This window comes from Sphingorhabdus sp., assembly GCF_044338195.1.
Lineage (GTDB): Bacteria > Pseudomonadota > Alphaproteobacteria > Sphingomonadales > Sphingomonadaceae > Sphingorhabdus_B.
Window position 1 is genome coordinate 79104 of sequence record NZ_JBIIMC010000003.1, and the last position, 17645, is coordinate 96748.

A 17645-nucleotide genomic window follows, 5' to 3' on the forward strand; every position below is an offset into this window, starting at 1 on the left:
TTTGCCGTTTCGTCTTTTAACGGGGGCGGCGGTACTGTTCATCCTCGTGGTCGCATTGGGACATGCTGTTACGGCAGGACATTTCCGCGCATTTGACCTCGCCATTTCGCACGCACTCAATATGCAGCGCGGGGTTTCCCCTGATTGGCTGATCGTGCTTATGCAAGGCATCAGCTGGATCGGCGGCGGCGCCCAACGCTACATCATCGTGGCCATCCTGACGTTGGCCTTATGGCGTTGGTGGGGATGGGGCTCTGCGCTAGCCATGGGCGTAACGACGCTGATTGCGGCATTGACGTCGGACGTCATGAAATATTTTTTCGCCCGTGTGCGCCCCGATATCGTGGCGCAGCTTGATCCCATTACCAGCCCGGCGTTCCCCAGCGGCCATGCCAACAATGCGGCCGTTGTCTACATATTGTTCATCATGCTGGTGCCGCAGGCGCGGCATCCTGTGTGGCAGTTGGCGGCCGCGATGATGATCCTATTGACCGGAATTTCACGGATCATGCTTGGGGTCCATTGGCCAACCGACGTGCTTGGTGGATGGATGCTGGGGGCGTCCTTCGCGCTTATGGCGGGCGGTGTCATTGCTTATGGCCAGCATCAGCGACAGGCTGCGTTTCCGTCAGTGCTGGCCCCATAAATTTGCCAACGCGCTTTTTGCTGTCCACCGCGCGTGGAATTTGTCATCTAACGAAATATTGAAATATATAAGGGGCGAGAAACATGCATTTGACCGTGAACTTTGCGAAAAATTTAAAAGTGCTGGCACTGATCGGCACAGCATTTTGTGCGACCGCTGCCAATGCGCAAAACACGGTCATCACCGCGGACAAAATGATCGACGTCCTCACGGGCAAGACCGTCGATTATCCCGCCGTCTTTGTTGGCGCCGATGGCCGCATTACCAGCATTGCTGATGCGCGCACCGTGAAATCGGGCAGCGACGTCACACATATCAACCTCAGCGGTAAAACGATATTGCCTGGTTTGATCGACATGCATGTCCATCTCGATGGTCCCGCGGATATTGGCGGCTATCGTGGACTGGAATTCACCGACAGTTTTTGGGGCATGACCGCCGTAGGATCGGCGCAAGCGATGCTAAAAGCTGGCTTTACCACGGTGCGCAACGTTGGTTCGGGCAACCGCAACGACATCGGCCTGAAACAAGCCATTGAAAATGCCTACGCAACCGGGCCACGCATTGTTCCGGCGGGCTATGCGCTTGGCGCAACGGGCGGCCATTGCGACTCGACATTCCTGCCGCCCAGCCTTGAGAAATCCGGCAAGGAAGAAGGCATCGCCGACAGCGAAGACGAACTGCGCTACCAAGTGCGGCGTCAGCGCAAATATGGCGCAGAGGTCATCAAGGTTTGCGCAACGGGCGGCGTATTCTCGCGTAATACCGAACCCGGCCAGCAGCAGCTTTCCGAACGCGAGCTTCGCGTGATTGCGGATGAGGCGCATCAATGGGGTCTTCGCGTCGCAGCTCATGCCCATGGCGGCGACGGGATCAAAGCCGCGATCAAGGCGGGCATCGACACGATCGAACATGCCAGCCTCGTCGATGATGAAGGCATCAAGCTTGCAGCAGCGCGGCCACGGCCCGTCTGGTTCTCGATGGATATCTTCAACACTGACTACACCCAGTCGGAAGGCGCGAAGAATGGCGTGCTCGAAGATAATCTTCGGAAAGACCGCGAAGTCGCGCAAATCCAACGCGATAACTTCCGCAAAGCACATAAAGCGGGCGTCAAAATGGTCTTCGCGTCCGATGCCGGCGTGATGCCGCACGCATTGGTCGGCGGGCAGTTCAAGGTCATGGTCGAATATGGCATGACGCCGCTAGAGGCGATCCAAGCGGCCACGCGCAATGCTGCGCAGGCTTTGGGCCGTGAAAAGGATGTTGGCGCAATCGCCGTCGGCCGCTTCGCAGATATCATTGCAGTGGATGGCGATCCGTTGGCCAATGTTCGTGAACTGGAATCGGTCGATGTCGTCGTTAAAGGTGGCAAAATCGTCAACTGACGCCAATATGATGCTGTGCGATGTTGCATTGATTGCGAACCGCACACTGTGATAAATAGAACCGATATGATGAACATCCGGGGGGTTTGAACTATGATTTCTTTGGTTGCAGCAACGTTGCTCAGCATGGCCGCCATGAAAGGCGACCCAATGGACAATGCCCGCAAGGCATTCAACAATTGCATGATTGAAACGCACAACACCGCGGTTGACGCAAAAGCGAGCCCAAGCGATTTCATCAAAACCAGCGATGCAGCCTGCCCAACAGAGCGCGCCGCATATAAGGAAATTCTGGTCAAATCGGAACGCTCATATGGCGCAAGCGCTGCTGATGCCGACAAATTTGCAGCGGAAGAAATACAGATGATTGTCGACTCAATCGTTACCAGCTTCAACGAGAATATCGAAAACGGGGCAAAGCTGACGCCCGAGAAATAATCTGGGCGTTGTGGGTGCGATAAGGTCGGGTGGGAAATTGGCGGACAGGGTGGGATTCGAACCCACGGTGAGCTTCCACCCACGACGGTTTTCAAGACCGTTGCCTTAAACCACTCGGCCACCTGTCCGCTTACGAAGTGCCCCTAGCCATCCCGCAAAGCGATGGCAAGGGCAGATACGGACTAAGTGGGCTTCTGCTCGCGACCGGATGTGGGCTGGCTGGGACCAAAGCATTTCACACTATGGGTACAATGTGCCAATATATGTCCTTGAACTGAAATGGGGGCTCCGTGCGCATTAACCGGAAGTTTTGGCTATCAACGCTAATCTGCACCAGCGCGTGCTTGTTTGGGCCCACAAGCGCCGCCCAGGATATTGCCACGCCAACCACCGAAAGCGCGAATGATGCGCATGAGGCTGGATTTCGCGCGTATCTTGGCCAAGTGCGGCAAAAGGCGCTGACCGAAGGCGTCTCGGCCACAACCCTCGACCGGGTGCTGCCTTCGATAAGCTTTAACGCGCGCGTTGTTCGGCTTGACCGGCAACAGCCCGAGGGTGCTTCGAATGCGCCGGTGCCCAATTTTGCGCCCTATAAAGCCCGCCATGTCGATGCATCGCGGATTAGCCGGGGCCGTGCGAAATATACCGAGCTTCGCCCGCTGCTGCAGCGGATCGAAAATGAAACCGGCGTACCGGAAGAAATCATGATCGCCATTTATGGCCACGAAACCAATTATGGATCGGTCATGGGCAACTTCAATGCGCCCGAAGCCTTGGCGTCACTCGCATATGAAGGCCGCAGGCGTGCCTTGTTTGAGGCCGAATTGATTGCGGTGCTCAAGATGATCGACAAGGGCGTTCCGCAATATGCCATTACCGGCAGCTGGGCCGGCGCACTTGGAAAGCCGCAGTTTTTGCCGTCGGTATATTTAAGGCTGGCGCGCGATGGGGACGGTGACGGTTATGCCGATATCTGGCGTAGCGAAGTTGACGCCATGACGTCTATTGCCAACTATTTCGTCAACACAGGCTGGCGGCGCGGCGAGGAATGGGGCTTTGCGGTCAATGTACCCGCGACGTTCAACCGCGCCGCGTTGAACTCACGCATGGCATCGCCGCGCTGCCCACGCGTTTTTGGACGGCACAGTCAGTGGAAAACGATCGCGGAATGGCGGCAACTGGGCATCACGCCGGAGCGCGGATTTTGGCCAAAAGACAGCATGATGGCGACCTTGATTGAGCCCGATGGCGTCGGCCGAACCGCATATCTACTGGGCGGAAACTACCGCGTGATATTGGACTATAATTGTTCAAATTTTTATGCACTGTCGGTGGGATTATTGGCTGATGCGGTTCGGAATTAAGCCAGCTATTGTTCGATAGGTGCGCACGCTATACGGCGCTGTTAAAGGCACCTATTCAGCGGGGCGTGCACGTGCACGGCTTGTCGCAAGATATGAGGACGGAACAGAGCAAATCATGCCCTTATTGGCTGACGAATCGCTAACCCCAGCAGGCTTTTTTATGCGCGCCATCAAACGCATGCAGCCATTGGCGGCAGCATGACCGCGCCCGGCCGGTTTTTGTCGATTGAAGGCGGGGAGGGCGTGGGCAAGTCTACGCAGATCAACGCGCTTGCGGACGTGATCCGTAAACATGGGCATGACGTCATTTTGACGCGCGAACCCGGTGGAACAGAGGGTGCGGAGGTCATCCGGCAACTGTTGCTGGGCGGAAGCGCAGAACGCTGGGCCCCGCGCGCCGAAGCGTTGCTATTTGCCGCCGCACGCAGCGACCATGTTGAACGTTTAATCGAACCCGCCTTGGCAAGCGGCAAATGGGTGATTGCTGATCGCTTCATCGACAGCAGCCGTGCCTATCAAGGTGCAGGCTCAGGCTTGTCAGATGATGACATCATGACGTTACATGGCATCGGCAGTCGCGGCCTTTTACCCGATCGCACATTGGTGTTGCGCCTCGATCCCAAGGAAGCCGCGCAACGCGCAGCAGCCAGGGACCAGAACCGTCCTGACCGTATTCAGGGCAGGGCAGAGGATTTCCATTCGGACGTTGATATGGCATTTGTGGGCTATGCCGAGCGCGAACCCAGAGTGCGTCTGGTGGACGCGTCAGGAACGGCTGAGGACGTGACGGCGCGGCTTGTGGCGCAGATATCCGATTTATTGGTGGAACCCGCCTGATGGACTATGTCGGCCATGACAAGGCATGGCGCCAGTTTTCCAAGGCCTGCGACAGCGGGAAAACGCACCATGGCTGGATATTGGCCGGGGCGAGGGGGCTCGGCAAATCTGCTTTCGCCCTGAAAGCGGCGTCCGCGCTTGTTGACCCGACGAATGTGCATGCAAATCTCATCGCCCGCGGTTCTCACCCCGATATACTGTGGGTGAAACGCCTTCCGAAGGATGCCCCCAAGGACGATGAAGACGTCACCGATGCAACCGAGTTTAAGCGCAGCATAACGGTCGACCAGATCCGCAGCGTGCAGCAGGCTCTGACATCGCGTCCCGGGCTCAGCGATAAGCGCGCCATCATTATCGATTCTGCGGACGACCTTGAACGTGGCGGTGCCAACGCACTGCTGAAATCTTTGGAAGAACCGCCGGTCGGAACCTATTTCTTTTTGGTCAGCCATGCCAGCGACCGGTTGCTGCCAACCATCCGCTCACGCTGCCAGATATTGCGCTTTGAACCCTTGTGCGACGCAGATATGGCCGAGGCCTTGCATCGCGCCGCGCCAGAGGCCAGCCAGCCCGATATCGATGCGCTGGTGCGCCTGGGCAACGGAGCACCCGGCCAAGCGCTCGATTTCCTTGGGCTAAGGCTCGACGAGTTGGAAGACGCCATGACGTCCATTTTGCGCTCAGGCGACCGGGATAATGCCATTCGCGTCGCTTTGGCAGAAAAACTGTCGCTCAAGGCCGCGCAGCCCCGATATGAAGCCTTTCTGCGCCGCGCGCCCGCGCTGATCGCGGAACATACGCGGATGCTCGGCGTCGGTCAGGTGCGCGCCGGGATTGATGCGTGGGAGGCCGCAAGCGGGCTGGCCGCACGCGCCATCGCGTTAAGTTTGGACAAGCAGAGCGTCGTCTTTCAAATGGGAAGCTTGCTGGCGTCGGTTCAAGCGCATAAGGCGAGCTAATTCGCCAAAAAATACAAGAGTCCACATGTCTGAACCTTTTTATATTACCACCGCCATAGCCTATCCAAATGGCAAGCCGCATATCGGTCACGCCTATGAAGCGATCGCAACCGACGCGATTGCGAGGTTTCAGCGGTTAATGGGCCGTGATGTGCGCTTCGTCACTGGCACCGACGAGCATGGCCTGAAAATGGACCAGACGGCACGCGCAGCGGGCAAGGCAACGCGCGATCTTGCCGACGAAATGTCGTCTTATTTCAAAGAAATGTGCAGCACTCTTGATATTTCCTTTGATCATTTTTGCCGCACAACGTCGGACCATCACCACAAGGCCAGCCAAGCGATTTGGAAACGGCTCGAAGCCGCCGGCGACCTATATCTTGACCGGTATGAAGGATGGTATTCGGTCCGCGACGAAGCTTATTATGACGAAACCGAGCTAACTGAGGGCGAGGGGGGCCAGAAGCTTTCGCCGCAGGGCACACCCGTGGAATGGACCGTTGAAGAAAGCTGGTTTTTCCGCCTTTCGAAATATGAACAGCCATTGCTCCAATATTATGCCGCGCATCCTGACTTTATCCGACCCGACAGCCGGAAAAATGAAACGGTAAAGTTCGTTGAAGGCGGCCTGAAAGACCTGTCCGTTTCGCGCACCAGTTTTGACTGGGGCGTCAAAGTTCCCGGCAGCGAAAATCATGTCATGTATGTCTGGCTGGACGCGCTAACCACCTATATTTCCGCGATTGGCTTTCCCGAAGATACCGAGGAATGGCGCAAATTTTGGCCGGCCAACATCCATATCATTGGCAAGGACATCGTCCGCTTTCACACCGTATATTGGCCCGCATTTTTGATGTCGGCTGGCTTGCCATTGCCTAAACAGGTGTTTGGACATGGATTCCTGCTTTCCCGTGGTGAGAAAATGTCGAAGTCCTTGGGCAATGTCGTTGACCCGATGCAGCTTGCGGAATTGTTTGGCGTTGATGCGCTGCGCTATTTCCTGCTGCGCGAAGTCAGCTTCGGTCAGGACGGCAGCTATAGCCCCGAAGCGATTGTAACGCGCGTAAATGCTGATCTCGCCAACAGCTTCGGCAATTTGGCGCAGCGGACATTGTCGCTTATCTTCAAAAATTGCGAAGGCTATTTACCCGCCATTCGCGGCCATAATGACGATGACAGTGCGCTTTTGGATTTGGTCGGGGCAACCGTTTCCCAGCATATCCCTGCGCATTACGAAGATTTGGCGATGTCACAGGGGCTTGAAAGCTGGATGCAGGCGGTATTTGCCTGCAACGCCTATGTCGATGTGCAGGCGCCGTGGGCGCTCAAGAAAACCGATCCGGAACGTATGGAAACGGTGCTCGCCACGCTGTTCATCTGCATCGCACAGCTCGCCATCGCTGCTTTGCCGATCATTCCCGGATCGGCGACCAAGCTTCTCGACCAAATGGGCGTTCCCCATAATGTGCGGAACTTCAAAGAGGCAGGATCGCATTGGTATTCACCTTTGGCCGAAAGCAATTACCAAATTGCCCAGCCTGTGGGTCTATTCCCCCGATTGGAAATGCCAGCGGAGGAGGGGACTGCGGCCTGATGTTCGTCGATTCCCACTGCCACCTGAATTATAAAGGCTTAGTCGAGCAGCAAAGCGAGATTCTTGCGCGCGCAAGAAACAGCGGTGTGTCTGCCATGCTCAACATTTCGACGCGTGAGCGCGAGTGGGATGAGGTTATCGGGCTTGCGGAACAGGAACCCGACGTATGGGCGTCTGTGGGCATTCACCCGCATGAAGCGGACCAACATACCGGCATTGATGCTGCCAAACTTATCGAGCGTGCGGCGCACCCGCGTGTCGTCGCCATTGGCGAAACTGGGCTCGATTTTTACTATGATCACAGTGACCGGGCGCAACAGGGCCTCTCATTTCGCGAACACATAACGGCGTCACGGGACACCGGGCTTCCCATCATCATCCACACCCGCGATGCCGAGGCGGAAACGGCCGACATATTGCGCGACGAAATGTCCAAGGGTGCATTCACCGGCGTCATTCATTGCTTCACTGCAAGCGCAGAATTTGCGCGCACGGCATTGGACCTTGGCCTATATATTTCGCTGTCAGGCATCGTAACGTTCAAAAATGCCCAAGATCTTAAGGATGTTGCCAAATGGCTGCCTGCGGACCGGCTGTTGGTCGAAACCGACGCCCCGTTTTTGGCACCCATTCCGCATCGCGGCAAGACGGGCGAGCCCGCATTTGTCGCGGATACCGCGCGTTATGTGGCGCAATTGCGCGGTGTTGACGTGGAAACGCTGGCTAAACAGACTTCAGACAATTTCTACAGTCTGTTTTCCAAGGCCGCACGATGAATATCATGGAAGACGGCCCATCGTTAATCTGGGGCTTCGTTTGCATATTGTTGTTATTGAGCTCGCTTGCGGCGCGGCGTTTGCCGTTGGGATATATCGCCAAAGCGGCATTTGCATGGATAGCGATATTCGCGGCGTTGTTCGCAATATTCAGTTTCCGGTTTGAATTTAAAGCCGTCTGGGAGCGCGTAAAAGCGGACATTTCCGGAACCGCTGGCCAGAGCGTGCGCGGCGAAGACATCACCATCAGGCGGCAGGATGACGGCCATTACTGGCTTCAGCTTGACGTCAATGGAAGGCCGGTGCGGTTCATGATCGATAGCGGCGCGACGACCACAGCCGTAAACGGCAACACGGCGCGCGAAACGGGCATAGAGGTTGATACAACTGGATATCCGGTATTCCTGAATACAGCGAATGGCCGCGTAACGGCGCAGCGCGGTGTCATACTATCGTTGAAGATTGGATCGCGCGAATTGGGACAACATGACGTTGTCGTGTCTGAAAGTTTCGGCGACACCAATGTGCTTGGCATGAACTTTCTCGACAGCATGCAAAGCTGGAGGGTTGAGGGAAATGTCATGACGTTGAAACAATGATAATGAGTCGAGACAACGCACTTAAACAGTCATTGTTCAACTTTACTTAACATAATATATATTATCGAACTTATTTATGGCTGGACCGATGCAGGCTGATATTACCCCACTCACAGATATCATGGCGCGTTTGCGCGATCCGGAGACCGGATGCCCTTGGGATCTCGAGCAAGATTTCTCGACCATTGCGCCATATACGATCGAAGAAGCTTATGAAGTTGCTGACGCCATCGAGAACAACGATCTCGACGGGTTAAAAGACGAATTGGGCGATTTGCTCCTCCAAGTCGTATTCCACAGCCAGATGGCGTCTGAAATCGGTCAATTCGATTTTAACGATGTCGTCCGCAGCATTTGCGATAAAATGGTCCGCCGCCATCCGCATGTGTTCGGCGAACAAGATGCACCAACCGACAGCATTCCCGACAATTGGGAAGCCATCAAAGCCACCGAACGCGAAGCCGGTTCGGACAACAGCGCATTAGCGGGCGTGGCCCGCGCCCTCCCCGCATTGTTACGTGCGCAAAAAATTCAAAAACGCGCTGCCCGAACCGGCTTCGACTGGCCCGACCAATCCGGCGCGCGCGACAAAATTATTGAAGAATTAGAAGAAGTTGGCGCAGCAACCTCAGCTGACCATGTTGCCGAAGAAATTGGTGACTTGTTGTTCGCTGTTGTCAATTTCGCCCGCTTTCATGACGTTGACGCCGAAACCGCGCTCAAATCCGCAAACGCAAAGTTCGAACGCCGCTTTCGCGATATGGAACATTCCGCTGGCGACCGGTTCACATCGCTATCGCTGGATGAAAAAGAAAGTCTTTGGCAACAGGCCAAGGCCAAGGAAGCGAAATAATTAGCCCTCTATTTGGGCGAATTGCTTATCGAACTGACCCCATAATTGGCGGCTGAGCGAGGCTTCGACGGTGACGAGGTCCTCATCGACAATCTGGCTGTTAATTGCTCCCCGCGCGTGAAGCCATGCGAGCGCAGCGCCATCGCTGGCCTTCAATCGAACCGCCCGCACGAGATTGCCCTTGGCAATCAGCGCGGACAGATGCGCCTTAAAGGCATCAACGCCCTCCCCCGTCTGCGCGGAGATCATCAGCAAATCATCATTACGCTGAACAAGCGCCGACATATCCTCACGCTTTTCAGCATCGAGCAGGTCAATCTTGTTCCAAACCTCCAACATGCGCGGTTGGTTTGCGGCATCTTCATCGTCCAAAACGCCCAAATCGCGTAGGATTTGGAGGACGTCATCACGCTGCGCATCGGTTTCGCTGTGCGAAATATCGCGGACATGCACAATGATATCCGCCGAGATCACTTCTTCGAGCGTTGCGCGGAACGCCGCAACCAATTGGGTTGGCAGGTCGGATACAAACCCCACCGTGTCCGACAAAATTGCCTTCTCCACCCCCGGCAAGGAAATTTCCCGCATGGTGGGGTCCAGCGTCGCAAAAAGCATATCCTCTGCCAACACCGTCGCGCGGGTCAGGCTGTTGAACAAGGTCGATTTGCCGGCGTTGGTATAGCCAACCAAAGCGATCACTGGCCAAGGCGCCCTTTTGCGGCGCGCACGGTGTAGCGAACGCGTCCGTTTCACTTCCTCAAGCTCGCGGCGCAAACGCGCCATCCGGTCGCGGATCATCCGGCGGTCGGCCTCAATCTGTGTTTCGCCTGGACCGCCCAAAAAGCCAAAGCCCCCGCGCTGCCGTTCCAAGTGGGTCCAGCTGCGGACCAAGCGACCGGCCTGATAATCCAAATGCGCGAGCTCAACCTGCAACCGTCCTTCGGCCGTTGCCGCACGCTCGCCAAAAATTTCGAGGATGAGCCCGGTACGGTCAATGGTTTTCAATCCCGTCCGTTCTTCGAGATTGCGCTGCTGAATGGCCGTCAAAGACGCATCGACGATCAACAGGTCGATTTCCAAGTCCTTGCCTATCTGCGCAATTTCTTCGACCTGCCCGCCACCAAGCAGGGTAACCGCGCGCGGTGAACGCACGCGAAAATGCTTTTTCTGGACGACATTCAGGCCAATGGCCAAGGCAAGTCCCTCTGCCTCGGCAAGTCGCGCCTCTGGGCCCACCGAAGCCCGTCCGGGCAATTCGGGGTAAATGACCAACGCACGCGCACCGCGCGCAAATTCGTCGGTTTCGCTACGTTCAAAAACGCTCAAATATCATCCTCGTCCACGCCCTGATTATACTCGGCGAGATTTACGGGATGTTCAGGCTGAATAGTCGATATGGCATGCTTATACACCAGCTGCGTCGTGCCATCGCGTTCCAGTAGAACCGAAAACAGGTCATAGGCGGCAATACCACCCTGAAGCATCACACCATTGACGAGGAACGTCGTGACAGGCTCCTTCTTGTCGCACATCGCATGCAAAAACACATCCTGCAGCATGCCTGCACGGTGGCTGGTACGGCTCATCATATCATCAAACACCGACCGATCGGGCGATACAGATGGCATAATCGTGGAAATGCTGTGCTTATAAACCAGCTGGGACATACCATCCCGGCGCAAGAGCACGGAGAAGTTGTCAAACCAGGTGACTACGCCTTGAAGCTTTACACCTTTGACCAAAAACATGGTCACCGGTGTTTTTGATTTTCTGAGCGAGTTCAGAAACAGATCTTGCAGTCCGTTATTTTTTTCAGTCATTATTATTATCCGATTATATTTTTGTTGTGCTCGGCTTAACGGGAGACCCTAAAAGGGTATGAGCAGAGGCAAAAGGGCGTATACACGAGGACTGCAGACGGCGCAATTGGGCTCATGCGTCACTATCTTCCCCCTCCTCTAGACCGTTTTTCCGCACGGAAATGCCAAGCAGCTTGAGCTTGCGATGCAGTGCAGAACGCTCCATTCCGACGAAGGCCGCCGTTTTCGAAATATTGCCTGAAAAGCGCTTAATCTGAACACGCAGATATTCGCGTTCAAACGCTTCACGCGCCTCACGTAAGGGCGCCCCCATCAACGACGTGACATTATGCTCGGTGCCTTCATAGCTGTTGATGACTTCCGACGGCAGCATATCCGCGTCAATCATATGTATCCGGTTTGCGGGCGCCAATATGATTGTCCGCTCTATGATGTTGCGCAATTGGCGCACATTTCCCGGCCACTCACACGCCTGAAGCGCCGCCATGGCGTCATCCGAAAAATAGGGCGGCGGAATGCGATGTTCCGAAGCAAAGCGCGCCGCATAATGATTGGCGAGGTCCGGAATATCCTCCCGACGGCCCGACAGTGGCGGAATTTCAACGGGAACAACATTGAGGCGATAGAAGAGATCCTCGCGAAACCGCCCCTCCGCAATCTCAATCGCCAAATCACACGCGGTGGCTGAGACAAAGCGCACATCGACCCTAATCTGCCGGTCGCCCCCTACCCGCACAAAGCTTTGGTCGGTTAAAACACGCAAAATCTTACCCTGCGTGGTCCACGGCATGTCGGCAACTTCGTCGAGAAACAACGTGCCCCCATGCGCTTTTTCCAACATGCCAGCCTGCACAAGGCGGCCATCTTTTTCGATACCGAACAGCTCTTCATCAAAGCGCTCTGGGGACAAGCGGGCGGCACTCACCGAGACAAAGGCGGAGTCTGAACGCGGGCTCCAGCTATGAAGCAAGCGCGCCGCAACCTCTTTGCCCACGCCAGCGGGACCCGTGATCAGCATCCGGCTGCCTGTGCCCGCGACCTTCTTCAAAGTTGCGCGCACGGCGTTAATCGCGGCCGACGATCCGGTAAGTTCTTCCGAATGCCCTACCCGCGCCTTAAGTGCCGCGTTCTCAGCGCGAAGGCGTTCGGTCTCGGTCGCTTTCGAAACCAAGTGCAAAAGCTTGCTCGCTTCAAATGGCTTTTCGATAAAGTCCGCCGCGCCATGGCCAATGGCGGCAACCGCGGTGTCGATATTGCCGTGCCCCGAAAAGACGATAACGGGAATCTGCGGATCGCGTAACTTGATAGCGCGCAGCAGCTCAATGCCGTCCATCGACGAACCGCGCAGCCACACGTCCAGAAGGATAAGCGACGGTAACCGCTCGTCCAGTGCGGCCAAGGCTTCATCGGCCGAGGCCGCGGTTCTCGTGCCATATCCTTCGTCATCAAGGACGCCGGAGACCAGGTCCCGAATGTCTTGCTCGTCGTCTACAATCAGTATGTCGAGTGCCATATTAGCCCATAACCTCATCTGAATTGACTGCTGGCGGGGACGCGTTCAGTTTCCCCACCCGCAGTGCCACGATTTCCGGATTAAACTTCAACGTCACAACCGCGCCTTCGGGTTGGTTGTCTGACAGAGAAATCTCTCCAAAATGCTCTTCTATAATCTTCTTAACAATGGCGAGGCCAAGCCCCGAACCCGTTGCCCGGTTGGTGATATAAGGCTCCATGATGCGCTGCCGATCCGACGGCAGACCAATGCCGTTGTCCGCAATCCGGATGATCAACCCATCGCCTTCGACGACCAGATCGATGACTATCGCGCCATCGACTTCGACCGTTTTCTTTTTCTCTTCAATCGATTCAACGGCATTTTTCAGAATGTTGGTGATCGCCTGCCCCAATTGGCGTCGGTCGGAGATCAATGTCGGGAATGGGCCATCCTGATTATATGTGAAGCGGATGTCGGGGTGCGCGACTTCAAACATGAACACAGCATGCCCGACAATATCGTGCATATTTTCCGCCCGGAACAAAGGCTTTGGCATCCGCGCGAAGGAGGAGAATTCATCGACGATGTTTCGCAAATCGCCGACTTGGCGCACGATGGTGCTGGTCAGCTGCGTGAATATCGCTTCATCTTGGGTAATGCTCTTGCCGAAGCGACGCTGAAGACGCTCTGCGGCCAATTGGATTGGCGTGAGCGGGTTTTTGATTTCGTGCGCGATGCGGCGGGCGACGTCGGACCATGCCGCGCGGCGTTGATCGGCCAGCTGCTGACTGATGTCTTCAAAGGTGACCACACTGCCCTGCTCGCGTGGAGACACCGTGACGGCGACCGTCAGCGGTTCAGGGCCACCGTCAAGCTGCACAACACCGCGCGGGCTTTCACTGGCCAAAGCGGCGAGCGCGGGCGCAACCACGTCGAACTTTTGCCCAACGATGGTATCGGATTCATGCTTCAGCAATTTTTCGGCGGTTGAATTCGCCAATTGGACCACGCCATCGCCATCGACAGAAACGACCCCTGCCGACACCGATTCCAGCACAGCCTCGATAAACAAACGCCGTTCGCCCAATTGATGATTGGTGGCCAGCAATGCGCCCGTTTGTTCTTGCAGTCGCTCGGTCATGCGGTTGAACGATTGCGAGAGGAAACCGACCTCATCATCGCTGAACTGATCTTCCTTGACCCGCGCGGAAAGATCGCCGTCGGCAATTCTTTGTGCAGCATCCACCAAATTGTTGACTGGCCGCACCAATCGGTCCGCAACGCGAAGCGCAACCCAAAGCGTGATGCCAATGACCATCAGCGACACAAAATAGAGCGCGAGGTTGAACTGGATTTGCAAGGCCCGCGAGCGCGCGACCATTTTGTCATAATCTTGCAAAACGGACTGTGCGCGCGAACCCAAAGCAAATGAAGGCACTGTTTCCGCGCGCCTTACGTATAAATAGGTTCGCGGCTTGTCATACAGGACCACAACAGCATCGATGTTATTGGGGCTAACCGTCACAACAAAATTTTCGCCGGATTCCAATTTTCGCAACGTTTCATCGCTAATCCAGTCACCACGTGCTTTTTCAGCCAGCACCGCTTCTGTGTTTTGTTGCCCGCTTGGTCCAATCGTGACAATTGCGGACTCACTCAATTTGCGGTTCAAAACCTGTTGAGGATAGGCAATCTCTAAAAATTCAGCGCTATCGATTTTCACCTGCGACAAAATGTAGCGGATGTCCCCCGCCATCGTGACCGTTTCGGCCCCGACATCGCGGACCTTCTCATCATAATAGCCCTTCGCCAACTCCCCCGCATTTTCGAGCATGCCGCGTGCCGAACCCGAAAACCAGAATTGCACACCGCTTTGGAACAGCAATGAGGCAAAGATAACCAACAGCACCGTTGGAACCGCCGTAATCGCGGAAAATATCGCCACTAAGCGTACGTGCAGTAATGGCTTACTGCCAATGTTGCTATTTTCGGCGCGCTTGAGCGCAACGCGCCGCCCGAACAGAACCAGAAGCATTGTTGCTGGCAACAGGTTGCTCACGAGCATCGTTGCAGAGGCCGCCGGTGCCAAAGGCTCCGACTGCGGCCCTTGGCTGATGAGCAATATGGCGGTCACGACGCCGGCAACGACGAGCATTATACCACTGGCGATTTCCAGAAATTTGATCGATTGGCTGTTGCCCAGCAGATCGGCAACCCATTCAAAAAGACGACGAACAGCGGAAGGTGAACCTGTATCCTCCGCTAATCCGATTGTTGCCATAAAGACACTGTGGCACTCATTGCGTTACCTGAAAAGCACAAAATTACGCAAAAATTGCTATATATCTTGGCCAAACACCGTTCTAGCGACCCCCGGCGGGACCAATCCCGTAATCGGTCAGTTTTTTGCGCAACGTATTACGATTGATGCCAAGCAAAGCTGCGGCCTTAAGCTGATTGCCTTTGACTTGCTTCATCACATGCTGGAGCAACGGGATCTCAAACTGGGCCAAAGCACGCGGATATAGTTTCTCGCGGAGATTCCCACGTTGCCTCTGGTCGCGCAGGAATTGCGCAACAGCGGCTTCGAAGCTGGCACCTTGGATCGGCGGATCAACATCATGCGCAGGCTCCACGAACTGGTGGATCGTGCTTTCGGTGATCGTATCTTCCCGGCACAACAATGCTAGGCGATAAATAAGGTTCTTCAACTCGCGGATATTCCCGCGCCAAGGCATTGCCATCAATTGCCCAACAGCCCCATCGTCAATTTTGCGCATGGGCAGACCGTCCTTTGCCGCCATCATCAAGAAATGCTGCGCAAGCAGGCCAATGTCTTCGGTGCGGTCGCGCAGCGGGGGCATCTCAATGGGCACGACGTTCAGGCGGTAGAACAGATCCTCACGAAACCCGCCCTTTTCAATCAAGGCGGCCAAGTTCTGGTTGGTCGCCGCGACAATGCGGACATCAAGGCGAATGCTCGCTTTCCCGCCAATACGGCTGATGACACCGCTTTGCAGCGCGCGCAAAAGCCGCGTTTGTGCGTGCATCGGCATGTCGCCAATTTCGTCGAGGAATAATGTGCCGCCCTGGGCCTGTTCAAACCGGCCAATGGATTGGCCAACGGCCCCGGTAAATGCGCCCTTTTCGTGACCAAACAGCTCTGCCTCAATCAACTCGCTCGGGATCGCCGCCATGTTGACCGCGACAAAGGGGCCGGTTTTGCGGTGCCCCAGATTGTGGATCGCTTCGGCCACCAGTTCCTTGCCCGTGCCGCTTTCCCCCGAAATCAGGACCGATAGGTCATTCCGCAACAGACGCGCCACCATGCGGTACACATCCTGCATCGCGGCACTGCGTCCAATCATCGGCAGATTGGCTTCGCTTAACGCCTCAAACGGGTCAGACGCGGTCGAGCGGCGTTTTTCGATGCCTTGCTTCACCGCCAGGACAAGGTCGTTGAGATCAAACGGCTTTGGAAAATATTCAAACGCATCAATCTCGCTGGCGCGCACGGCTGTTTCCAACGTGTTTTGTGCTGACATGATGATGACGGGCATGTCGGGCGTATTCGCCAATATCTCTTTCAGTGTGGACAGCCCATCGCTGTCTTTCAACACGACGTCGGTCAGCATCAGGTCGAAATGGCCATTGGCAAGTGCCGCATCGCGCGCCGCCACGGTATCGCATATTTGCGTTTCGATATTCTCGGCCGCAAGCGCGGCACACACGACGAGCCCGATGGACGCGTCATCTTCGACAATAAGAACCTTAGCTGGCTTCATTCGCTTGCCTTCCCTGAAGCTACCGGAAGCAAAAGCCGGAATGTGGTTTGCCCAATGGCATGATCGCGTTCGAACAAGACCCGGCTGTTCATTTGCTGCACAAGCTTGCGTACGATGGCGAGGCCAAGCCCCTGCCCGTCACGTTTCGTCGTTACGAATGGCGAAAACAGCTCGTCGACAATATGATCAGGCACGCCCGCGCCATTGTCGGATATCGCGATTTCAACCGGCAATTTAATGGCGCGCCGGTCAATGTCTGTGTCGCGCAGCGCACCGCTCATGACATAGCGCGTCGAAATGCCGATCACGCCATCAAGACGCCCGTGCAGCGCATCAATCGCGTTTTGCAAAAGGTTGATGAGCACCTGAACCATCCCGTCGGCATCGATATATACATCGGGCAGCGACGGGTCATAATTGATGGAAATTTCGGGCATAGCGCGGTTGGCCGCACGCAGCGAACGAATGGCGCGCTCAATCAACAAATGGATATTCGCCGGCGCCAATTCAGGCCGCTCCGACCGCCCAAGCTTTTGCATTTGGTCCAGCAAGCGGGCGATGCGGTCCACCTCGTTGACAATAAGCTCGGTCAACGCGCGGCTTTTTTCATCGACCTGACGTGCCAGCAATTGTGCCGCGCCCTTTATGCCCGCCAACGGGTTTTTGATTTCATGCCCCAATATCGCAGGCGCGCCCATGGCCTGTTGCTGACCCGCGTCGCGCTGGTCCCCAATATGTTCGCGGCCACCATTGCGCGGTGATATGACGGCGATGCGCCAATCAGGCTCTTTAGCCACGGCGGATATGTTGATATCAACCATGATCACACCATAAGGTGTTTTAAGCTCCATATCCTGCGCAGAAATGTCGCCCTCACGCGCGAGCAGAGCCGCATTCATCCGTTCACTTTCGAAGATCAGCGCTTCGTCGATACGGTGCCCCTCAAGCCTTCTGCGGCTTCGGCCAAAAAAGGCTTCGCTCGCATCGTTCGCATAAGTGATGAGGTGATCAGGCGAGATCAAAAGCACCGGCACCGCAATACTTGCCAGCATTTGGCTATATTCGGGGCGATGCACGTTTTGCGACATCTA

At 55.7% G+C, this 17645-nt stretch carries 16 protein-coding genes and 1 tRNA gene; 10 read left to right on the forward strand and 7 right to left on the reverse strand.

Annotation, left to right across the window (positions count from 1 at the left end):
* Position 1: 1 nt before the first annotated feature.
* From ACIQZK_RS01680 to ACIQZK_RS01690, 3 genes are all read left to right on the forward strand, one after another.
* Entirely contained in the window at positions 2-646 is a 645-nt protein-coding gene (locus ACIQZK_RS01680) for a phosphatase PAP2 family protein (protein ID WP_397574623.1), read from the forward strand.
* Positions 647-729: 83 nt separating this feature from the next.
* Positions 730-2034: an amidohydrolase family protein gene (locus ACIQZK_RS01685; RefSeq protein ID WP_397574624.1), complete on the forward strand. Its 1305-nt coding sequence runs from the start codon at positions 730-732 to the stop codon at positions 2032-2034.
* 93 nt (positions 2035-2127) lie between these two features.
* Complete coding sequence (locus ACIQZK_RS01690; RefSeq protein WP_397574625.1) at positions 2128-2472, forward strand: hypothetical protein; 345 nt, start codon at positions 2128-2130, stop codon at positions 2470-2472.
* A 38-nt stretch (positions 2473-2510) separates the two neighbouring features.
* On the opposite strand, the gene ACIQZK_RS01695 is transcribed toward ACIQZK_RS01690, so the two are convergent.
* A tRNA-Ser gene (locus tag ACIQZK_RS01695) sits at positions 2511-2600 on the reverse strand.
* 216 nt (positions 2601-2816) lie between these two features.
* Between ACIQZK_RS01695 and ACIQZK_RS01700 the strand changes: the two genes are divergently transcribed.
* The 7 genes from ACIQZK_RS01700 to mazG all read left to right on the forward strand — a co-directional run bounded on the left by ACIQZK_RS01700 (position 2817) and on the right by mazG (position 9454).
* On the forward strand, positions 2817-3836 hold the full coding sequence (locus ACIQZK_RS01700; RefSeq protein WP_397574626.1) for a lytic transglycosylase domain-containing protein: 1020 nt from the start codon (positions 2817-2819) through the stop codon (positions 3834-3836).
* A gap of 198 nt (positions 3837-4034) precedes the next feature.
* Entirely contained in the window at positions 4035-4673 is a 639-nt protein-coding gene (gene tmk, locus ACIQZK_RS01705) for a dTMP kinase (protein WP_397574627.1), read from the forward strand.
* Positions 4673-5632, forward strand: coding sequence for a DNA polymerase III subunit delta' (locus ACIQZK_RS01710; RefSeq protein WP_397574628.1), 960 nt, complete (start codon positions 4673-4675; stop codon positions 5630-5632). The genes tmk and ACIQZK_RS01710 overlap by 1 nt, the downstream gene beginning before the upstream one ends.
* 25 nt (positions 5633-5657) lie before the next feature.
* A complete protein-coding gene (gene metG / locus ACIQZK_RS01715) occupies positions 5658-7226 on the forward strand; it encodes a methionine--tRNA ligase (RefSeq protein ID WP_397574629.1) in 1569 nt (522 codons plus the stop codon).
* A complete protein-coding gene (locus tag ACIQZK_RS01720) occupies positions 7226-8002 on the forward strand; it encodes a TatD family hydrolase (protein WP_397574630.1) in 777 nt (258 codons plus the stop codon). Before metG ends, ACIQZK_RS01720 begins: the two co-directional genes overlap by 1 nt.
* On the forward strand, positions 7999-8601 hold the full coding sequence (locus ACIQZK_RS01725; RefSeq protein WP_397574631.1) for a TIGR02281 family clan AA aspartic protease: 603 nt from the start codon (positions 7999-8001) through the stop codon (positions 8599-8601). Before ACIQZK_RS01720 ends, ACIQZK_RS01725 begins: the two co-directional genes overlap by 4 nt.
* 76 nt (positions 8602-8677) lie before the next feature.
* The gene (mazG, locus tag ACIQZK_RS01730; protein ID WP_397574632.1) at positions 8678-9454 is read left to right on the forward strand and encodes a nucleoside triphosphate pyrophosphohydrolase; all 777 of its coding nucleotides are present in this window, start codon (positions 8678-8680) and stop codon (positions 9452-9454) included.
* On the opposite strand, the gene hflX is transcribed toward mazG, so the two are convergent.
* The 6 genes from hflX to ACIQZK_RS01760 all read right to left on the reverse strand — a co-directional run bounded on the left by hflX (position 9455) and on the right by ACIQZK_RS01760 (position 17642).
* Entirely contained in the window at positions 9455-10780 is a 1326-nt protein-coding gene (hflX, locus tag ACIQZK_RS01735) for a GTPase HflX (protein WP_397574633.1), read from the reverse strand.
* The gene (gene hfq, locus ACIQZK_RS01740) at positions 10777-11274 is read right to left on the reverse strand and encodes an RNA chaperone Hfq (RefSeq protein WP_395637574.1); all 498 of its coding nucleotides are present in this window, start codon (positions 11272-11274) and stop codon (positions 10777-10779) included. The genes hflX and hfq overlap by 4 nt, the downstream gene beginning before the upstream one ends.
* A gap of 112 nt (positions 11275-11386) precedes the next feature.
* A complete protein-coding gene (locus ACIQZK_RS01745) occupies positions 11387-12787 on the reverse strand; it encodes a sigma-54-dependent transcriptional regulator (RefSeq protein WP_397574634.1) in 1401 nt (466 codons plus the stop codon).
* A gap of 1 nt (position 12788) precedes the next feature.
* The gene (locus ACIQZK_RS01750) at positions 12789-15050 is read right to left on the reverse strand and encodes an ATP-binding protein (RefSeq protein ID WP_397574635.1); all 2262 of its coding nucleotides are present in this window, start codon (positions 15048-15050) and stop codon (positions 12789-12791) included.
* Between the two features lie 82 nt (positions 15051-15132).
* The gene (locus tag ACIQZK_RS01755; protein WP_397574636.1) at positions 15133-16554 is read right to left on the reverse strand and encodes a sigma 54-interacting transcriptional regulator; all 1422 of its coding nucleotides are present in this window, start codon (positions 16552-16554) and stop codon (positions 15133-15135) included.
* Positions 16551-17642, reverse strand: coding sequence for a nitrogen regulation protein NR(II) (locus ACIQZK_RS01760; RefSeq protein WP_397574637.1), 1092 nt, complete (start codon positions 17640-17642; stop codon positions 16551-16553). Before ACIQZK_RS01760 ends, ACIQZK_RS01755 begins: the two co-directional genes overlap by 4 nt.
* Positions 17643-17645 lie beyond the last annotated feature (3 nt).

Coding starts and splice junctions, on each gene's coding strand:
- ACIQZK_RS01685 (WP_397574624.1), top strand. CDS start 730: ATGCATTTGACCGTGAACTTTGCGAAAAATTTAAAAGTGCTGGCACTG.
- ACIQZK_RS01690 (WP_397574625.1), top strand. CDS start 2,128: ATGATTTCTTTGGTTGCAGCAACGTTGCTCAGCATGGCCGCCATGAAA.
- tmk (WP_397574627.1), top strand. CDS start 4,035: ATGACCGCGCCCGGCCGGTTTTTGTCGATTGAAGGCGGGGAGGGCGTG.
- ACIQZK_RS01710 (WP_397574628.1), top strand. CDS start 4,673: ATGGACTATGTCGGCCATGACAAGGCATGGCGCCAGTTTTCCAAGGCC.
- metG (WP_397574629.1), top strand. CDS start 5,658: ATGTCTGAACCTTTTTATATTACCACCGCCATAGCCTATCCAAATGGC.
- ACIQZK_RS01720 (WP_397574630.1), top strand. CDS start 7,226: ATGTTCGTCGATTCCCACTGCCACCTGAATTATAAAGGCTTAGTCGAG.
- ACIQZK_RS01725 (WP_397574631.1), top strand. CDS start 7,999: ATGAATATCATGGAAGACGGCCCATCGTTAATCTGGGGCTTCGTTTGC.
- mazG (WP_397574632.1), top strand. CDS start 8,678: ATGGCTGGACCGATGCAGGCTGATATTACCCCACTCACAGATATCATG.
- hfq (WP_395637574.1), bottom strand. CDS start 11,274: ATGACTGAAAAAAATAACGGACTGCAAGATCTGTTTCTGAACTCGCTC.
- ACIQZK_RS01745 (WP_397574634.1), bottom strand. CDS start 12,787: ATGGCACTCGACATACTGATTGTAGACGACGAGCAAGACATTCGGGAC.
- ACIQZK_RS01750 (WP_397574635.1), bottom strand. CDS start 15,050: ATGGCAACAATCGGATTAGCGGAGGATACAGGTTCACCTTCCGCTGTT.
- ACIQZK_RS01755 (WP_397574636.1), bottom strand. CDS start 16,554: ATGAAGCCAGCTAAGGTTCTTATTGTCGAAGATGACGCGTCCATCGGG.
- ACIQZK_RS01760 (WP_397574637.1), bottom strand. CDS start 17,642: ATGTCGCAAAACGTGCATCGCCCCGAATATAGCCAAATGCTGGCAAGT.